Genomic DNA, 17095 nt, shown 5'->3' on the forward strand with positions numbered 1-17095 from the left:
ATTTTAAATTAAGCGAGTAAATTAACTTTGTCAGAGATATCTCGATTTTCGACATCTGTTGCTGCTTGATAAAGCACTAATGTATGACCAATCACTTGAACAACTTGAATTGAACTATTAGATTCAATAAAAATACGAACTTCATTTGTATCAATTGTTGCATTTTGTAGCATGTTAATTTTGATTAATTCGCGTTTTTCAATTGCTTCGCGAATTTGGTTTAACCAGTTAGTAGACACGCCTTCTTTTCCAACTTGGAAAAGTGGACGTAAATGATGTGCCTGACTGCGTAGATATCTTTTTTGTTTGCCTCTTAATGTCATATGTTAGTTAACTCCTCTTATATCATTGCTTTACGTAAAAGAACCGAAACACCTTTTGGTGCCCAGCCAGCGACTTTAGCACCCTCATTAATGGTTACCCATCCAAGTCCGGCAAAAACTAAATCACTTTTTTGTGTTGCTTTAAATTCAAAACGAACTAATTCTGGGAAGTCGTTCATTTCATCATCTGTTGGTGGATTTAATAAACCACCAGCATGTTTCTCATAAAATTCACTTGCAGTCTCAGTTTTTGTTCTATGAATCATTAAATCATTATCAAGATAAACGACAACACCAGGAGTTCCCCCTGAAATGTAATCAAATCTTGCAACAGCCCCAAAGAATAATGTTTGGTTTTCATTTAACTGATAGACGCGTTGTTTAATTTCTTTTTGAGGAGAAACTAATCTTAGCGCCTTACCTGATAGATAATGAGCCATCTGGTCTTGATGAATAATACCTGGTGTATCAATTAAAGCTCGATCATCGTCCAATGGAATTTCAATCTTATCAAGCGTAGTTCCTGGGAATCTTGAAGTTGTAATCAGGTCTTGGACACCTGTTCTTTGTTTAATGATTTGATTAATCAATGTTGATTTACCAACATTAGTTACTCCAACAACGTACACATCACGGCCTTCACGATACTTTTCAATTAATTCTAATAATTCATCAATCGCAAAGTTTTTTGTTGCACTTGTCAATGCAACATCAATTGGTCGTAATCCTTGTAAATTAGCTTGTTGTCTCATCCAATCCTTTAACTTCGAACGTCTCAATGACTTAGGCAATAAATCAGCTTTATTTCCAACCATTAAAACAGGATTATCACCCACAAATCGATGTAATCCAGGAATTAGACTACCATTAAAATCAAAAATATCAATAACGTTGACGATTAATGCATCAGCACTACCAATTTGATTCAATAATTTTAGGAAATCATCATCAGTTAACTTAACGTCAGCAATTTCATTGTAATGTCGTAGTCTAAAACATCTTTGGCAATATAGTTCATTTGTTTCAAGTCCTTTTTTTACTGCGGATTTAGGTGTATAGCCTAATTCATCTACTTCTTCACTTTGAATTTTTGAGCCACAGCCAATACAAAAAAGATCTTCGTCAATTTCTGGTACTTCAATTATGTCAGTCATCCAATGAATTCCCCCATTTAGTTTTAAAATCGTGTTTTTTAATTAAGTGATTTTTAATTCTTTTTTCAATGAAACGATTAGGTTTTGTATTCCAAGCGTCTGATTCAACAAGTGGTTTAACCAATATACTTTTAATGCCCGCATTATTCGCAGCAGCAATATCAGTCATCAATTGATCACCTATTAAAACTAAATCTTGATTATTCATCTTAAATTCATTTTTAACTTGGTTAATTCCTTTTGTAAATGGTTTTAGAGCTCTGGAAACAAATGGTAATCCAATATGTTCCAGTGCCTTTTCAATACGTTCGTGACTATTGTTAGATACAACAATCACTGGAATTGAAGCCGCAGCTATAAGCTCTAACCAATTCTTCAATTCTGGGGTTCCGTTTGGGTTATCCCATGCAATTAATGTATTGTCTAAATCAGTCATAACAACTTTAATTCCATGATTTTGTAAATCCTCTGGTGTTAAATCATAAATTGATTCAACCATCCAAGTTGGTTTATATCTCTCAAGCATGTTAGCTACCTCAATTTTAGAATAATAATCTAAGTATAATGTACTTTCAACAAAATTGCATGTTTTCCATGAAAACAAATGAAATTAATTTTATTTTCTCATTTTAAAATAATAGAAACGAGTTATTTCAATTTTATATTGCTCTTTTTAAGATTATATTTTGTCTTATTAGTTACATAGACCATAATCATTGATATCACATAAAATTTTTTTGATTTCACTAAAAATAACATACTTAACTTATTTACAGAAATTTTATTAAAAAAAGAGGATACTTGACAATTGGTCAAGTATCCTCTTAAAAGTTATTATTTACTTAATGCTTTTTTAGCTTCTTCTGCAACAGCAGCAAATGCTGCTGAATCTTTAACAGCTAATTCAGCTAACATTTTACGGTTAACTTCAATTTCAGCTAATTTCAAGCCATGCATCATCTTGCTGTAACTTAAACCATTCATACGTGCTGCAGCGTTAATACGTGCAATCCATAGACGACGGAAGTTACGTTTTGTTTGATGGCGATCACGGAATGAATATTGGTACGATTTCATTACTTGTTGTTTAGCTACCTTAAATTGGATATGTTTTGATCCACGGTAACCTTTTGCTAATTTAAGCATTCTTTTGCGACGTTGACGTGTAACGGTTCCACCTTTAACTCGTGGCATGAAAATTCCTCCTTATTGAGCCATTTAAAAATGGCATCAATTGTCTAATTTATATTTATTATTTCATTTGTGAAAGCATTTGTTTGATACGCTTGTTATCTGATGCTGACACTGTAGTTGATTTGCTTAATTGACGACGTTGTTTCTTAGTTTTACCATGCATACGATGACTTGTATATGCTTTAGAGCGTTTTAAGCCACCATTTCCTGTACGTTTAAAACGTTTTGCTGATGCACGATGAGTCTTTTGTTTTGGCATAATCTAATATCCTCCTAATATAGCTTTACTTTTCAGCCTTAGGTGCAAGCATCATGAACATACTACGTCCATCCATCTTCGCTCTTGATTCAACTGATGCAACTTCTTTAGCTGCGTCAGCGAAGCGATTCAAGACATCACGTCCGATTTCTTTATGCGTAATTGCACGGCCTTTAAATCTAATTGATACTTTAACCTTATCACCTTTTGCAAGGAATTTTGAGGCATTTTTCAATTTTGTATTGAAATCGTTAATATCAATCGTTGGACTAAGTCTAACTTCTTTAACATTAACAATCTTTTGGTTTTTACGGGCTTCTCTTTGTTTCTTTTGTAATTCGAAACGGTACTTCCCGTAATCCATAATCTTAGCAACAGGTGGTTTTGAGTTAGCGGCAACAACAACAACATCTAAATTAGCAATTTCTGCCATATCTAGTGCTTCTTGTTTCGTTTTAACACCAAGTTGTTCGCCATCATCACCGATCAAACGAAGTTCCGATGCGCGGATACCTTCATTGACCATTTTGTCTACTTTATCAACTGCTATGGCAATGCACCTCCAAATTTTTTTGAGAAAAAACACAGAAAAACGGGCAACAATAATAAATTATCGCAGCCCGCTTGAAATCCATTTTAATTGGAATTTAATTTCAATAATATTCTGCCCAGAGACTCTTTGTCTCTTCAGGCGAGAAGCGGGAGCCTCTGCTTTTTCTTAACTTTTATATCATACCAACTTGAAGACTCATTGTCAAGCAAATTAAAATGAGTCTTTTTTATGCTTTACGACTATAGTTGGCAATTTCTTTTGTAATGTTGTTAATAAAATCTTCTTTTGTAAAGATATTTGAATCATCTTCACCATGTCGACGAACAGAAACTGTATTTTCAGCTACTTCATTATCACCGACAACTAAAATATAAGGTACTTTAGTAACTTGCGCTTGACGCATCTTATAACCCATCTTTTCGTTACGTTCATCAACCGTTACTCGTACACCACGAGCAACTAAGTTAGCACGTAAATCATGCGCATAATCGGCATGAAGATCGTTTTTAACAGGAATAATTGTTACCTGTTTAGGAGCCAACCAAGTTGGGAATGCTCCTTTGTACATTTCTGTTAAGTAAGCTGTAAAACGTTCCATCGTTGAAACAAGTCCACGATGAATCATAACAGGACGGTGTTCTTCACCATCATCACCGATGTATGATAATTCAAATTTTTCAGGCATCATGAAATCTAATTGAATTGTTGATAACGTTTCATCATTTCCTAACGCTGTTTTTGTTTGAACATCTAATTTAGGACCGTAAAATGCTGCTTCTCCTTCAGCTTCGTAGTAATCTAAGCCTAAATCATCCATAGCACCTTTTAACATACTTTGTGATTTTGTCCACATTTCATTATCATCAAAGTATTTCTCTGTGTTAGCTGGATCACGATAGCTCAAACGGAATGAATAGTCAGCAATCCCAAAGTCATCATAAACTTCCATCATTAAACGAAGGACGCTTTTAAATTCTTCTTGAATTTGATCAGGAGCAACGAAAGTATGACCATCATTTAATGTCATTTCACGTACACGTTGTAAACCAGAAAGTGCACCTGATTTTTCATAACGATGCATCATTCCTAATTCAGCAATTCTGATAGGAAGATCACGATATGAACGAATATGATGCTTGTAAACTTGAATATGTGAAGGACAGTTCATTGGACGTAACTCTAACTCTTCGCCATCACCCATGTCCATTGGTGGGAACATGTCTTCGCGATAATGGTCCCAATGACCAGAAGTTTTATATAAATCCAAGTTGGCTAAGATTGGTGTGTAAACATGATCATAACCATTTGAAACTTCCTTATCAACAATGTAGCGTTCAATCGTACGACGAATTGTAGCACCATTAGGTAACCAGTATGGTAATCCTGCACCAACTTTTGGATCTACAAAGAATAAATCTAAGTCATTACCAATTACTCGATGATCGCGTTCACGTGCTTCTTGACGACGAACTAATTCAGCATCTAAATCTTTTTGTTTAAAGAACGCTGTACCATAAACACGTTGTAACATCGGATTACTTGATTTACCTTGCCAATATGCACCAGCAACTGATAATAATTGGAAAATTTTAACATCAGCAGTTGAGCGTAATTGTGCGCCATCGCTTAAGTTAACGAATTCACCTTGTTTGTAAATTTCAACTTGTCCATTTTCATCAGTAGCTTCAACTACTAATTCAGCACGATATGGGTCACCAGCAAATAATTCAAGAGCTTCAGCTTTTGAAACTAATTGACGTTCAATTTTCAAATTTTCTTTAACAATTGATTTCATCTTATCTTGAATTTTCTTCAAATCATCAACGCTAACTTGTGTTTCACCATTATCTGTATCAAAATAGAAACCATTTTCAATATCAGAACTCATACCAAATTTCATACCTGGGTATAATTGTTGTAACGCATTAGCTAAAACTTGAGCAGCTGTATGCCATAAAACGATTAATCCGTCTGCAGATTCTTTAGTAACAATTTCGATAGCGCCGTCTGCCTCTAATGGACGAAGATAATCAACCAAAACACCATTGAATTTACCGGCAATTGATTTTTTAGCTAAACTAGGACTAATTGACTTTGCAACGTCTTCAGTCGTAATACCTGAATCAAACTCTTTAACTGCGCCATCTGGAAATGTAATATTTATTTTTGACATGTTAACTTCCTCCATTGTTTTAATATTTTTTGATACAAAAAAAGTCCCTAATACACAAATAAAATCGTGTATTAGGGACGTCGATTAACGTGGTTCCACCCAAATTCAAAGTTTTGCCGAAACAAAACTTTCTCCATAGATTTTAACGGATCCAATCCGACCTGATAAAAATCAGGCAACATTATGGAAGTGGTCATCACTTATTCTCTGCCAGAAAAGCTTTCAGCTATGCTTTCCCTCCCTGCGGACATAAAAAAAGAATGTAATCTTCCGTATCAATTTAATAACTATTTAACCATTTTTAGTGAAATTTAGCAACTATTATTCTTATTTAGGTCGACGATTTTTTCCAACAATCTTAACTTCTTTTGCTAAAAAGTGAATTCGTTCCATAATTCTTTTTGCCTTAAGAGGCTCGTCTTCACCCTTTTGACTAATACGTAAATGCTCATCTTCTAGTTGTTTCATCGAAAAATTAGAACTAAAGAAAGTTGGTAATTCTTCTTGCATGCGATATTGTAAAATAACACCTAAAATATCATCACGAACCCAACTAGACATTGCATCGGCACCAATATCATCAATCATTAAAATTTCAGATTTTTTAACAGCATTTAGCATGTCATAAACACGATTATCACTAATAGCATTTTTAATTTCAACTGCAAAACTAGGGAAATGCATTAAAGTCGTTTGGTATCCTCGACTTGCTAATTCATTGGCCATAGCACCTAAAAGATATGTTTTACCAACGCCAAAGCTACCATAAAAATACATTGCTTGGTGATAAGATTTAGGACTATCAACAAATGTTGTTATAAATTTTAAACTCTGGCTAAGTGCATCCCCACGTTCATCCATATCAAAGCCATTCATAGTCGCGTTTTTGATATCTTTAGACATACTCATTGATTTAACTCGCTTAGCTAATGCTCTACTTTTTTGAGCCTCGATAAAAGAATCTGTTGGTACATAGGAAACATCAATCATATGATTATTCAAAACCAATTGTGGCTTATAACCTGGTGCTATCATTCCTTTACCAAGAATAATTTTATTTTTTTCAGATAAGAATTCATACAATTTTGCATCAGCGCGTCGAATACTATCCTCTGTTAATTCAGCTTTATTTCTATCTAAAAAAGCGATGACATCTGAATCTTCATAAACTTTTCTCATTAAATCACGATAATTAACATTAGGATATCTTTCACTCAGGTTGTCCTTTTCAAGAAATTTTTTGATTTCTGTCCCTAAATCTTCCATCATTTTCCTCCTTTGGGTGCTGTTTTATTAAATTCAGCAAGTTGTCTTTTTAGTTCATCCTTATCAACTTTTACATCCACTTTTGGTGCTTGATAGTCATCTTTAGCCCAATCAGGCAATGTCTCTTTTTTAATTATTTTTCTTTGTCGTTGGTTTGACGCCTTAGTTTCAGTCTTTTTATTGTTAAATTGTCGAACCTGATTAATGGCTTCTTCAGGTGTCTTCACTTTTTGCTGTGACCAATCATTAGCCATAGTATCGACAAACGATTTATTAAGTGTTGATAAATCACGGTCAATCAAAATGTAATGAATCAGAATATTAATGACTGAATTAGAAAATATCTGTCGTTGAATAAGTTGCTGTAACAGATATGCTTCACTGTCAGTGACATATCCACCCTTGCTTTCTTTTAACGATTTCAAAAAATCAAAAGGTTTATAGGCTTCACTCGCAAGAATTAACTGCGAATCCTCTTCAGAAAAACCAACTTTTTTTAGCGTTTCAACAGATTTCATATTAACCTTTTTATTATCACTACTTGTTAAATCTTCTTGTTTTTTCAGTTTAATTTGTTGATTATATTTGTGAGCAATATGTTGCTTGAATGAATTATAATCAACTTCATTTGTTGATAAGTCAGCTGAATCTCCAATAAATTGGGCCATTTCGATTTCATCAATACCATACAAGAGATGCTCTGAAATAATTAAATCCCGCTGTTCATTGATATTATCCAAAGAAACGAAACTCTTTTCCAGTAGTTCAATAAAAAATTTAAAATCAAATGACTCAATACTACCTGACTCAACTAACTTTTTCGGTATCTTCTTGTCCGTTGAAAAAACTTTTTTACTTTCAGAAATAATATCAGGTTTATTAGACAAATGATCTTGATTAACTTGGAAAACATCTAAGAAACTTTTAGATGTTTCTTTGAAGCCATCTAATTTTAAAATTGGTAACGCAAATCGAGTGGTAATTTCTTTGTACCTACCATCACCAATCGATTCCCAGAGTAAAGTGCTTAGTAAATCATCTGTAAAAAAATCAGTTGCTTGCAAAGGTCGACGCAATTGATAGACAACAACTTTTCCTATTGCATCCTCTTTTTCAAAGCTCTTCAAAAGCCCTAAAGCTTCAAGGGCACTTCTTGCTTCATAAAACATTGCTATGTCAATATTTAGTAATGCAAGTAATTCACTATGCATCTTTCGATTAGATAATTGTGGATTTTGACCTGCCTCACCTTTCAATAGAGCAAATAGACCACTCGCAATCACACCCATAACAGGTTGATACAAGTAGTCTAGTCGTTCAATATCATCATTTGTAACTTTTTCATCCATTAAAACGACATAACCGTCTTTCGGACTCATATTTCCGCATATATCAATCATTGATTATCATTCCTTCAAATCCGGTTTATCTGTAGGTGTTTTATCACGAGCCATCATTTCATTTAATTCTTTTAAGAAAACACTCATATCTTTAAATTGGCGATAAACACTAGCAAATCTAATGTACGCAATTTCATCTACATCAGCCAATAATCCCATAACATATTCACCAATTAGTTGGCTAGAAATTTCATTTTCACCTAATGCTCTAACATTATTTTCCACTTGATCCACAAGATGAGTGATAGCTTTCATTGAAACTGGTCTTTTCTCAGCAGAACTGATAATACCTTTAAGAATCTTTTCACGATTAAATTCTTCACGTGTTCCATTTTTTTTAATAACAAGTAGTGGTGTAGCTTCAACTCGTTCAAATGTTGTGAATCTAAATTCACAATTTTCACATTCACGACGTCGTCTGATAACGCGACCTTCATCTGTTGGTCGACTGTCAACGACTCGAGAGCCATTATGTTGGCAATGTGGACATTTCATTGTGACACCTCATTATTTTTTATTTACATTATTTAACCATTAATTTGATTACTAAGCCAGTTTAGCACTTGAACCCTTGTAACGGCAACCGTTGTTGAATTATCTATTACAAAATCTGCTAAATCTTTTTTCTTTTGAATGGGCCATTGTGCTTTAACCCTTAACATCGCCTCATCTAAAGACAATTCATCCCGCTTCATTAAACGTTCTAATTGTGCTGTTTCAGGTACATAGATAACCATTACTGCATCACAAAGTAATTGGTAGTTTTGCTCAAATAATAAAGGCATATCCAAAATAATTAACTGGCTACCTAATTTTTTTTGGACTTCTATTTGTGACAAGATTTCTTTTCTAATAGCAGGAACCATAATGCCGTTCAATTTTTTTAACTCTGTTGCATCATTAAAAACTAGCTGACCTAACTCTTTTCGATTCAAATTCCCGGTTAATGATAAATATTTTTCACCAAATGTTTGAATGATTATTTTTAATGTTACAGATTCTGGTTCAACAGCTTGTCTCGCAATAACGTCTGCATCAATAACTGTGATATTTTCTTCTCTAAAAATACGACTAACTGTTGATTTACCTGTTGCTATGCCACCAGTTAGTCCAAGAATATAAGTCATTTTTAAACTTCCTTTAACGGTTGGCAATGTGGACAGTAGTGTGTCCCTCGTTGTGCCACTTTTATTTTAACAATAGGCGCTCCGCATCTAGGACATGGTTTTCCTGTTTGACCATAGACATTCAAATCAAATTGGAACAAACCCGTCTCACCAAACGCACCCGTATAGGATCTAATTGTTGTTCCACCAGCTTGTACCGCAGTGGCTAGCTCAAGAATAATATTTTTACGTAATATAGCTAATTTCCTATCAGAAATTAAATTTGCTGGCTGTTCCGGATTAATTTTACTCATCCATAAAACTTCATCAACATAAATATTTCCAAGACCAGCAACCGCTTCTTGATTTAATAACACAGGCTTGATTGCCATATGCTTACGAGATAAATATTTTTTGAAATAACTGAGCTTAAAATCATCTTCTGTCGGTTCTGGTCCTAGCTTCTTAAGTCCCGAAAGTTCACGTTCTCGACCTGTGGGGATTAGTTGCATGCGTCCAAACTTACGAACATCATTGTATCTTAAATCTTGCCCATCAGTTAAATGAAATATGACGTGGGAATGTTTTTCAATTGGTTCATCTGATCCACGGACAAAATATTTGCCTTCCATTCTTAAATGAGAAACCATTGTCATTTTACTATCAAAACGAAAAAGTAAGTATTTACCCAGTCTATCGATTGATTCAATCTTTCTACCTTCTAATTCACGCTTAAAATCTAGTACATCCCCAGATACAATTTTAGGCCATAAAACATCAATTGATTTAATTGTCTTACCTATAACTAATTGACTAAGACCTCTTCGAACCGTTTCAACTTCTGGTAATTCTGGCATATAATTACCCCCAACCACTTTTTATTTAGTATCAAACCAACTATCACCAAACGCACTCTCAACTTTTAAAGGAACCTCTAAAGAAACAGCAGCGTCCATAACTTCAGGAACTTTCTTTTGCAAGATAGCAATTTCTTCTTCAGGTGCTTCAAAAATTAATTCATCATGTACTTGTAATAACATTTTGGCTTGTAAATGTTCTTCTTCTAACATTTTGTTCATATTAATCATCGCTACTTTAATAATATCCGCAGCACTACCTTGAATTGGGGTATTCATTGCAGTTCTTTCAGCAAAAGAACGTAAATTAAAGTTTCGACTGTTAATATCTGGTAAATAACGACGACGATGGAATAATGTTTCAACATAGCCCTTATCTTTAGCTTCACGCACAACGCTTTCCATGTAGTTCTTAACGCCTGTAAATTCATTTAAATAAGTATCAATAAATGTTTGTGCTTGTTTTCTAGTAATCCCAATATTTTGTGACAATCCATAATCACTAATACCATAAACAATCCCAAAATTGACTGCCTTAGCTGTTCGACGCATATTTGACGTCACGTCATCTGGCGATTCTAAACTAAAAATTTTCATTGCTGTATTAGCATGGATATCGATTCCTTCTTTAAAAGCTTCTTGCATATTAGCATCATGCGCAATATGGGCCAAAACACGCAACTCAATTTGTGAATAGTCAGATGAGAATATTTTCCATCCCTTATGTTCAGGTATAAATGCTTGTCTAATTTTCTTACCTTCAGGAACGCGGACCGGAATATTTTGTAGATTAGGATCTACAGATGATAATCGGCCTGTCGCTGTCAGTGTTTGTAGGTATCTTGTATGAACTTTCTTATCTTCATGTCTAACTTTTAATAATCCTTCAACATACGTTGATTGAATTTTTGCAATTTGTCGATATTTTAAAATTAAATCTGCAATTGGAGCTATTGTACTAAGTTGTTCTAAAACATCAACTGCAGTTGAGTAACCTGTTTTAGTTTTTTTAACAACAGGTAATTTTAATTTTTCAAATAAAATAACGCCTAATTGTTTTGGTGAATTAATATTAAATTCTTCACCAGCTTCACTATAAATTTTAGTTTCCATATCACTTAAAATAGTTGAAAATTCCTTTTTCATAATCTTCAATCTATCGGCATCCACATTAATGCCTTGAATTTCCATCTTGGCTAATACAAGTGAAAGAGGAAGTTCCATATCCGTGTACAAATCCATTTGCTCATGATCAACTAATCCGGCCATTAATGGTTCTTTCAAAAGATTTAAGGCGTCAACTTTCGATGCCATATGACTAAAGAAAATATCATCATCTTCTGGAATTGCACGTTTAACGCCTTTACCATATACCTCTTCATCAGACTTAACGTCATAGTAATCATGTTTCTGTGCAACTTTACTAAGATCATTACTATTATCACTTGTATCTAACAAATATGAAGCCAACAAAAGATCGAATTCAGTTCCTGCAAGTTGAATGTCCAATCGGTTCAATGCTACATAATTACGTTTAAAATTAAATACATTCTTTTTAATTTTATCATTTGAAAGAATTGAAACTAAAGTTTTAGATTTTAACAAATCAACATCTCGTGTTACGAAAAATTGATTGCCATCACCTATCGCAAATCCATCAAAATCTGCTGTATGATAATTATCTTCCAACATCTCTAAATAAAAAGAAATTGGTTGTGATAATTTAGATAATTCATCTAAATTATCACTAGTTAATACTTTATAATCTGTCTTTTTAGGTTCTGGAAATAAATTCATTTCTACACTATCTGATGCTGAATTTAAATTTAATTGACTTAAAAATTTTTTAAAATCCATTTTTTCATAGAAAGCAACTAACTTATCTAAGTCTTTTCCATCCCATTTTGTATCAGGAAAATCGATTGTGATAGGTGCATCTTGTCGAATTCTGGCTAAATCTTTGCTCATAAATGCTTGATCTTTATCTTCAATTAAATGCTCTTTCATTTTACTTTTCTTTAATTGATCAATATTTTCGTAAAGATTCTCCATTGAGTCATATTCTGTTAATAATTTAATTGCAGTCTTCTCACCAACTTTAGTAACACCGGGATAATTATCTGACGTATCGCCAACTAATCCCTTCATATCAATAATTTGCAATGGTGTTAATCCAAATTTTTCCATTACATGCTCTGGTGTAAATTTTTCGATTTCACTAACGCCTTTTTTTGTGACAGAAACTGTTACTTTATCGGTTGTTAATTGTGTTAAATCTCGATCTCCAGTCACAATAGTCACATTATATCCAGCTTCTTCACCTTTTTTTGCCATTGTGCCTATAATGTCATCTGCTTCAAAATCAATTAATTCGTAAGTTTTAATGCCGTATCCTGCTAGTAATTCTCTAAAATATGGCATTTGTTCTTTTAGTTCTGGCGGTGTTTTTGATCTACCGGCCTTGTAATTATCATATTTTTTAGTTCTAAATGTTGTCTTTCCTGCATCAAATGCAACTAATACATGTGTCGGTTTTTCGGTATCTAATATGACATTCAACATATTATTAAACCCATATAATGCATTTGTATGTAACCCAGCTTGGTTTGTAAATCTATCTACAGATTGGTACAATGCAAAAAATGCACGATAGGCAATACTGTTTCCATCAATCAATAGTAGTTTCTCATTAGTATTAGTCATTTAATATCCGTCTCCTTTGAAAATCTCTATCTCTATTTTACCAAACATCAGCCGTGATTAATAATGAATACGCTAATAACTCAATAAAGTAATAAAAACCCCCAAGTTATAAATCCTTAACTTGGAGGTTTAACCTTCTTATTTATGAATTACTAATCTCTACCACCGTAACCAAAGATTTGTAAGAATGAAATGAATAAATTAATAAAATCAAGATATAACATTAGTGCACCTGTCATAGCTAAGTTAGAAACTGAAACATTGCTATCTCGTTGTAAAAATACTTGTCTTAATTTTTGTGTGTCCCACGCTGTTAAAATGGTGAAAATAATCACAGCGATATATGAGAATACGTAATTAATAAGTTCACTTTGTAAGAATAAATTTACAAATGAAGCAACAATTAGTCCAACCAAAGCTGCTAATGCCTGTGTGCCTAATTTAGTTAAATCTCGTTTAGTAACATTTCCTAAAATGGTCATCGTAACGAATACAGCCGAACTTGCGGCAAATGCAGCAATGATATTCCCGACTGAATACATTGATATAATCAACGACAACGTTACGCCCTCAAGTACAGAATACCCCATCAATAAAGCAAATGTTACAAATGGTGCCCTTGATGCCTTTACGTTAATATTTAAGACAACCACCAATTGGACAATAAATAATGCCCAAATTGACCATGAATGTTCTGCCATAAAGCCATAAACTAATTTTTGAAATACTGTCAATGTTAAAAATGCTGTGACAGCTGAAACGCCAACTGCAAGCGCCATATACCCATATAATTTTGCTAAAAAATGATTTAATCCATCTTTTTCATTAATAATAACGCTATTTTGATTATCCATCTTATTTTCCTCCTTGTTAATTAAGAAATCATGTTTAAAATATTGTGATTAATACACTAAAACCTATTACAACTAATTTAATAAAATGAAATAAGTTAGAGCAATACTACTTATTTTAATCAGAATACAACATGACTTTTAACCTCATACAGCATTAACCTTTTTAAAGGATAACCCCTTGTATGTATAAGGACAAGTGTACCAAATCATGTAAAATTATCAAGAATTTTCACTTTTCGTAAAAAAAAATTAAGTAATAAAAAAGAAATGATTCGAAAATCATTTCTTTTTCAGCAACTAATTATTTTTAAAACTTAAATTACTCAATAATTCTTCATATGCATATTCATATTTTTGGACATCTCCAGCGCCCATAAAAATAACAACTGCATTATTGTAATCAAGTAATGGCGAAAGATTATCAAGTTTGATAATCTCGCCACCCTTAACAATCTTTGCACCAAGATCTTCACTAGAAACATTACCTGATGTTTCACGAGCAGAACTGAAAATATCCGTTAAATAAACCTTATCGGCAAGATTCAAACTAATTGCAAAATCATCCATCAACGCAATAGTTCTACTAAACGTATGTGGTTGGAAGACCGCAATTAATTCTTTATCAGGATATTTTTGACGAGCAGCATCAATTGTTGCTTTAATTTCTGATGGATGATGTGCGTAATCATCAATAATTGTCATATCACCAATATACTTTTCGCTAAACCGGCGTTTAACCCCTTTAAAACTTAATAATTCACTTGCAATTTCTTCTAAATCAACTTTTTCAAAATACGAAACAGCAATAACGGCCAAACTATTTAAGATATTATGTTCACCAAAAATTGGAATTTGGTAATGACCTAATGATGTATCGTGATAATAAACATCGAATTCAGAACCTTTAGTTGTTCGTTTTATATCACGAGCTTGGAAATCATCAGAATCCTTTGTACCATAATAATAAATTGGAACATCAGCTTTTATTTTACGGAGTAAAGGATCATCTCCCCAAGCAAATATTCCTTTTTTGGTTTGTTTTGCAACTGTTTCAAATGAATCAAAAACGTCATCAATACCAGTAAAATAATCTGGATGATCAAAATCAATATTAGTCATAATTGAATAATCTGGGTGATAGGCAACAAAATGTCGACGGTATTCATCTGCTTCATAAACAAAGAATCTTGCATCAGGTTTTCCTTTACCAGTACCATCCCCAATTAAGTAACTCGTTGGTGCAATACCACTTAAGACATGTGCAAGCAATCCTGTTGTACTTGTTTTACCATGAGAGCCGGCAACACCAATACTTGTGTAACCTTCCATTAATCGACTTAACATTTCAGGATAACTGACAATATCTAATCCCATTTCACGTGCCTTTTTAAGTTCAGGATGATCCGCTGTAAATGCATTTCCCGCAATTACAGTCAAACCTTCATGGATATTTTTTTCATCAAATGAATAAACCTTAATATTAGCTAATTCTAATCCACGTTGTGTGAATGTATATTGGTCAATATCAGAGCCTTCAACCTTAAATCCTTGATCGTGTAAAATTAATGCTAAAGAACTCATCCCTGAGCCTTTTATTCCTACAAAATAATATACTTTTTGGTTATTCATCATTATCCCCTTTTCTGACATTATTCATTCATAATTTTACCATAAAATGAGTTAATATTCAGTTTGTCGTTAAAATTCTTCTCTCATCCGTCTGAGTTCATCTTCATTTAAATACACATCTCGAGGTTTCGACCCCTTAGCATGTGAGATATGTTGCTGATTTTCAAGTTCGTCAATAATATTGGCAGCTCTATTATACCCAATTGAAAAGACGCGCTGTAATTTAGAAGTTGAAATGGTTTGTTCGTGCGCAATAAAATCTAAAATACCTGGCAATAAATCATCTTGTTGTTCATTTTGATCTGCCATTTTTTTCAGTCCATCTGGATTAAATGCATATCTTGGCTTTCCTTGAGTTCTAACAAAATCTGTAATTAAATCTACTTCATCTTCTATATACGTTCCTTGTAACCTAACAGCCTGACTTGATCCATTACCTAGATAGAGCATATCGCCTCGTCCAAGTAATTTTTCAGCACCGGCCGTATCCAAGATAGTTCTCGAGTCAATTTGACTAGAAACCATAAATGCAATTCGAGTTGGAATATTATTTTTAATTGTACCCGTAACAACATCAACACTTGGTCGTTGTGTAGCCAGAATTAAATGAATTCCTGCTGCTCTAGCTTTTTGTGTAATTCTTGCAATATATTCTTGAACTTCATTTGAAGCAACCATCATTAAATCAGCTAATTCATCAATAATAATTAAAATATACGGCATCTTTAGGCCAAAATCGCCATTAGCTTCTGCTTTTTGATTAAAGTTACCAATATTTTTAGCTCCAGCTGCAGCTAATTTTTGATAGCGTTCTTCCATTTCATCAACAGCCCATTTCAAAGCTGCCGAAGCTGCTTTTGCATCTGATATAACAGGTGCTAATAAATGAGGAATATCATGATATGGCGCTAATTCGACAGCTTTAGGATCAATCAATAACAATTTAACTTCGTTTGGTGTTGCCTTATATAAAATAGAAACTAATAAACTATTGATAAAAACTGACTTACCAGACCCTGTAGCACCAGCAATTAATCCATGCGGCATTTTTTGTAAGTTAGTTACTTGTGCTTCACCAAATAAATCGACACCTAACGCCACCGTCAATGGTGATTTATTTTCTATAAACACTGGAGATCTCAATACTTCCGAGAGAAGGACTGGTCTTGATTTTAAATTAGGTATTTCAATTCCAACACTACTACGTCCAGGAATTGGCGCCTCTACACGGATATCTTTTGCAGCAAGCGCTAGTTTCAAGTCATCAACAAGGTTGGTAATCTTACTTACCTTAACACCAGCAGCTAATGATACTTCAAATTGGGTCACCGTTGGCCCAACTGTCCAGCCATCAACTTCTGCATTAACATGGAATGCTTCCAATGTATTATTTAATACATCAATTTGAGAAAGTACCCAATCATCTAATTCACCAGCATTTTCTAAAATAGGATCTGGTAATAAATCAAGTGATGGAAATTGATAACTTGCATCTGACCTTTTGACTTCTTCATCTGACTGATTATCATAATAGCTATCTTGTACTTCTTGTACTTCTTGTACTTCTTGTACTTCTTGTACTTCTTGTACTTCTTGTACTTCTTGTACTTCTTGTACTTCTTGC

16 protein-coding genes and 1 other annotated feature are annotated in these 17095 nt (G+C 33.5%); all 16 genes read right to left on the minus strand.

What is annotated here, in order from left to right; translation table 11 throughout:
* Positions 1-8 precede the first annotated feature (8 nt).
* Complete coding sequence (gene yhbY, locus AC1RPU_RS03260; protein WP_409022685.1) at positions 9-323, minus strand: ribosome assembly RNA-binding protein YhbY; 315 nt, start codon at positions 321-323, stop codon at positions 9-11.
* Between the two features lie 17 nt (positions 324-340).
* Positions 341-1477 (minus strand): ribosome biogenesis GTPase YqeH, encoded by a 1137-nt coding sequence (yqeH, locus tag AC1RPU_RS03265; protein ID WP_481761203.1) that lies wholly within the window; start codon positions 1475-1477, stop codon positions 341-343.
* Positions 1470-2003: a YqeG family HAD IIIA-type phosphatase gene (locus AC1RPU_RS03270; protein ID WP_409022687.1), complete on the minus strand. Its 534-nt coding sequence runs from the start codon at positions 2001-2003 to the stop codon at positions 1470-1472. The genes yqeH and AC1RPU_RS03270 overlap by 8 nt, the downstream gene beginning before the upstream one ends.
* 308 nt (positions 2004-2311) lie before the next feature.
* Positions 2312-2671 (minus strand): 50S ribosomal protein L20, encoded by a 360-nt coding sequence (gene rplT / locus AC1RPU_RS03275; RefSeq protein ID WP_409022688.1) that lies wholly within the window; start codon positions 2669-2671, stop codon positions 2312-2314.
* A 58-nt stretch (positions 2672-2729) separates the two neighbouring features.
* On the minus strand, positions 2730-2930 hold the full coding sequence (gene rpmI / locus AC1RPU_RS03280) for a 50S ribosomal protein L35 (protein ID WP_057973380.1): 201 nt from the start codon (positions 2928-2930) through the stop codon (positions 2730-2732).
* Between the two features lie 25 nt (positions 2931-2955).
* A complete protein-coding gene (gene infC, locus AC1RPU_RS03285; protein ID WP_409022689.1) occupies positions 2956-3456 on the minus strand; it encodes a translation initiation factor IF-3 in 501 nt (166 codons plus the stop codon).
* Positions 3457-3512: 56 nt separating this feature from the next.
* Positions 3513-3650, minus strand: a sequence feature (ribosomal protein L20 leader region).
* 59 nt (positions 3651-3709) lie between these two features.
* Entirely contained in the window at positions 3710-5656 is a 1947-nt protein-coding gene (gene thrS, locus AC1RPU_RS03290) for a threonine--tRNA ligase (RefSeq protein WP_481761202.1), read from the minus strand.
* Between the two features lie 327 nt (positions 5657-5983).
* Complete coding sequence (gene dnaI / locus AC1RPU_RS03295) at positions 5984-6922, minus strand: primosomal protein DnaI (protein ID WP_409022691.1); 939 nt, start codon at positions 6920-6922, stop codon at positions 5984-5986.
* Positions 6922-8322, minus strand: coding sequence for a replication initiation and membrane attachment family protein (locus AC1RPU_RS03300; protein WP_481762173.1), 1401 nt, complete (start codon positions 8320-8322; stop codon positions 6922-6924). Before AC1RPU_RS03300 ends, dnaI begins: the two co-directional genes overlap by 1 nt.
* A gap of 6 nt (positions 8323-8328) precedes the next feature.
* Positions 8329-8817, minus strand: a complete 489-nt coding sequence (gene nrdR, locus AC1RPU_RS03305) for a transcriptional regulator NrdR (RefSeq protein ID WP_409022693.1) — start codon at positions 8815-8817, stop codon at positions 8329-8331.
* A gap of 32 nt (positions 8818-8849) precedes the next feature.
* The gene (gene coaE, locus AC1RPU_RS03310; protein WP_481761200.1) at positions 8850-9449 is read right to left on the minus strand and encodes a dephospho-CoA kinase; all 600 of its coding nucleotides are present in this window, start codon (positions 9447-9449) and stop codon (positions 8850-8852) included.
* Between the two features lie 2 nt (positions 9450-9451).
* Positions 9452-10285 (minus strand): DNA-formamidopyrimidine glycosylase, encoded by an 834-nt coding sequence (mutM, locus tag AC1RPU_RS03315; RefSeq protein WP_481761199.1) that lies wholly within the window; start codon positions 10283-10285, stop codon positions 9452-9454.
* Between the two features lie 21 nt (positions 10286-10306).
* Positions 10307-12988: a DNA polymerase I gene (polA, locus tag AC1RPU_RS03320; protein WP_481761198.1), complete on the minus strand. Its 2682-nt coding sequence runs from the start codon at positions 12986-12988 to the stop codon at positions 10307-10309.
* Positions 12989-13140: 152 nt separating this feature from the next.
* Positions 13141-13842 (minus strand): Bax inhibitor-1/YccA family protein, encoded by a 702-nt coding sequence (locus AC1RPU_RS03325; RefSeq protein ID WP_481761197.1) that lies wholly within the window; start codon positions 13840-13842, stop codon positions 13141-13143.
* 297 nt (positions 13843-14139) lie between these two features.
* Positions 14140-15471 (minus strand): UDP-N-acetylmuramate--L-alanine ligase, encoded by a 1332-nt coding sequence (gene murC, locus AC1RPU_RS03330; protein ID WP_481761401.1) that lies wholly within the window; start codon positions 15469-15471, stop codon positions 14140-14142.
* A gap of 69 nt (positions 15472-15540) precedes the next feature.
* On the minus strand, positions 15541-17095 hold a 1555-nt coding region (locus tag AC1RPU_RS03335; RefSeq protein WP_481761196.1), incomplete at its 5' end, for a DNA translocase FtsK.

This window comes from Dellaglioa sp. CoH-55-MRSF-7 (assembly GCF_056782235.1).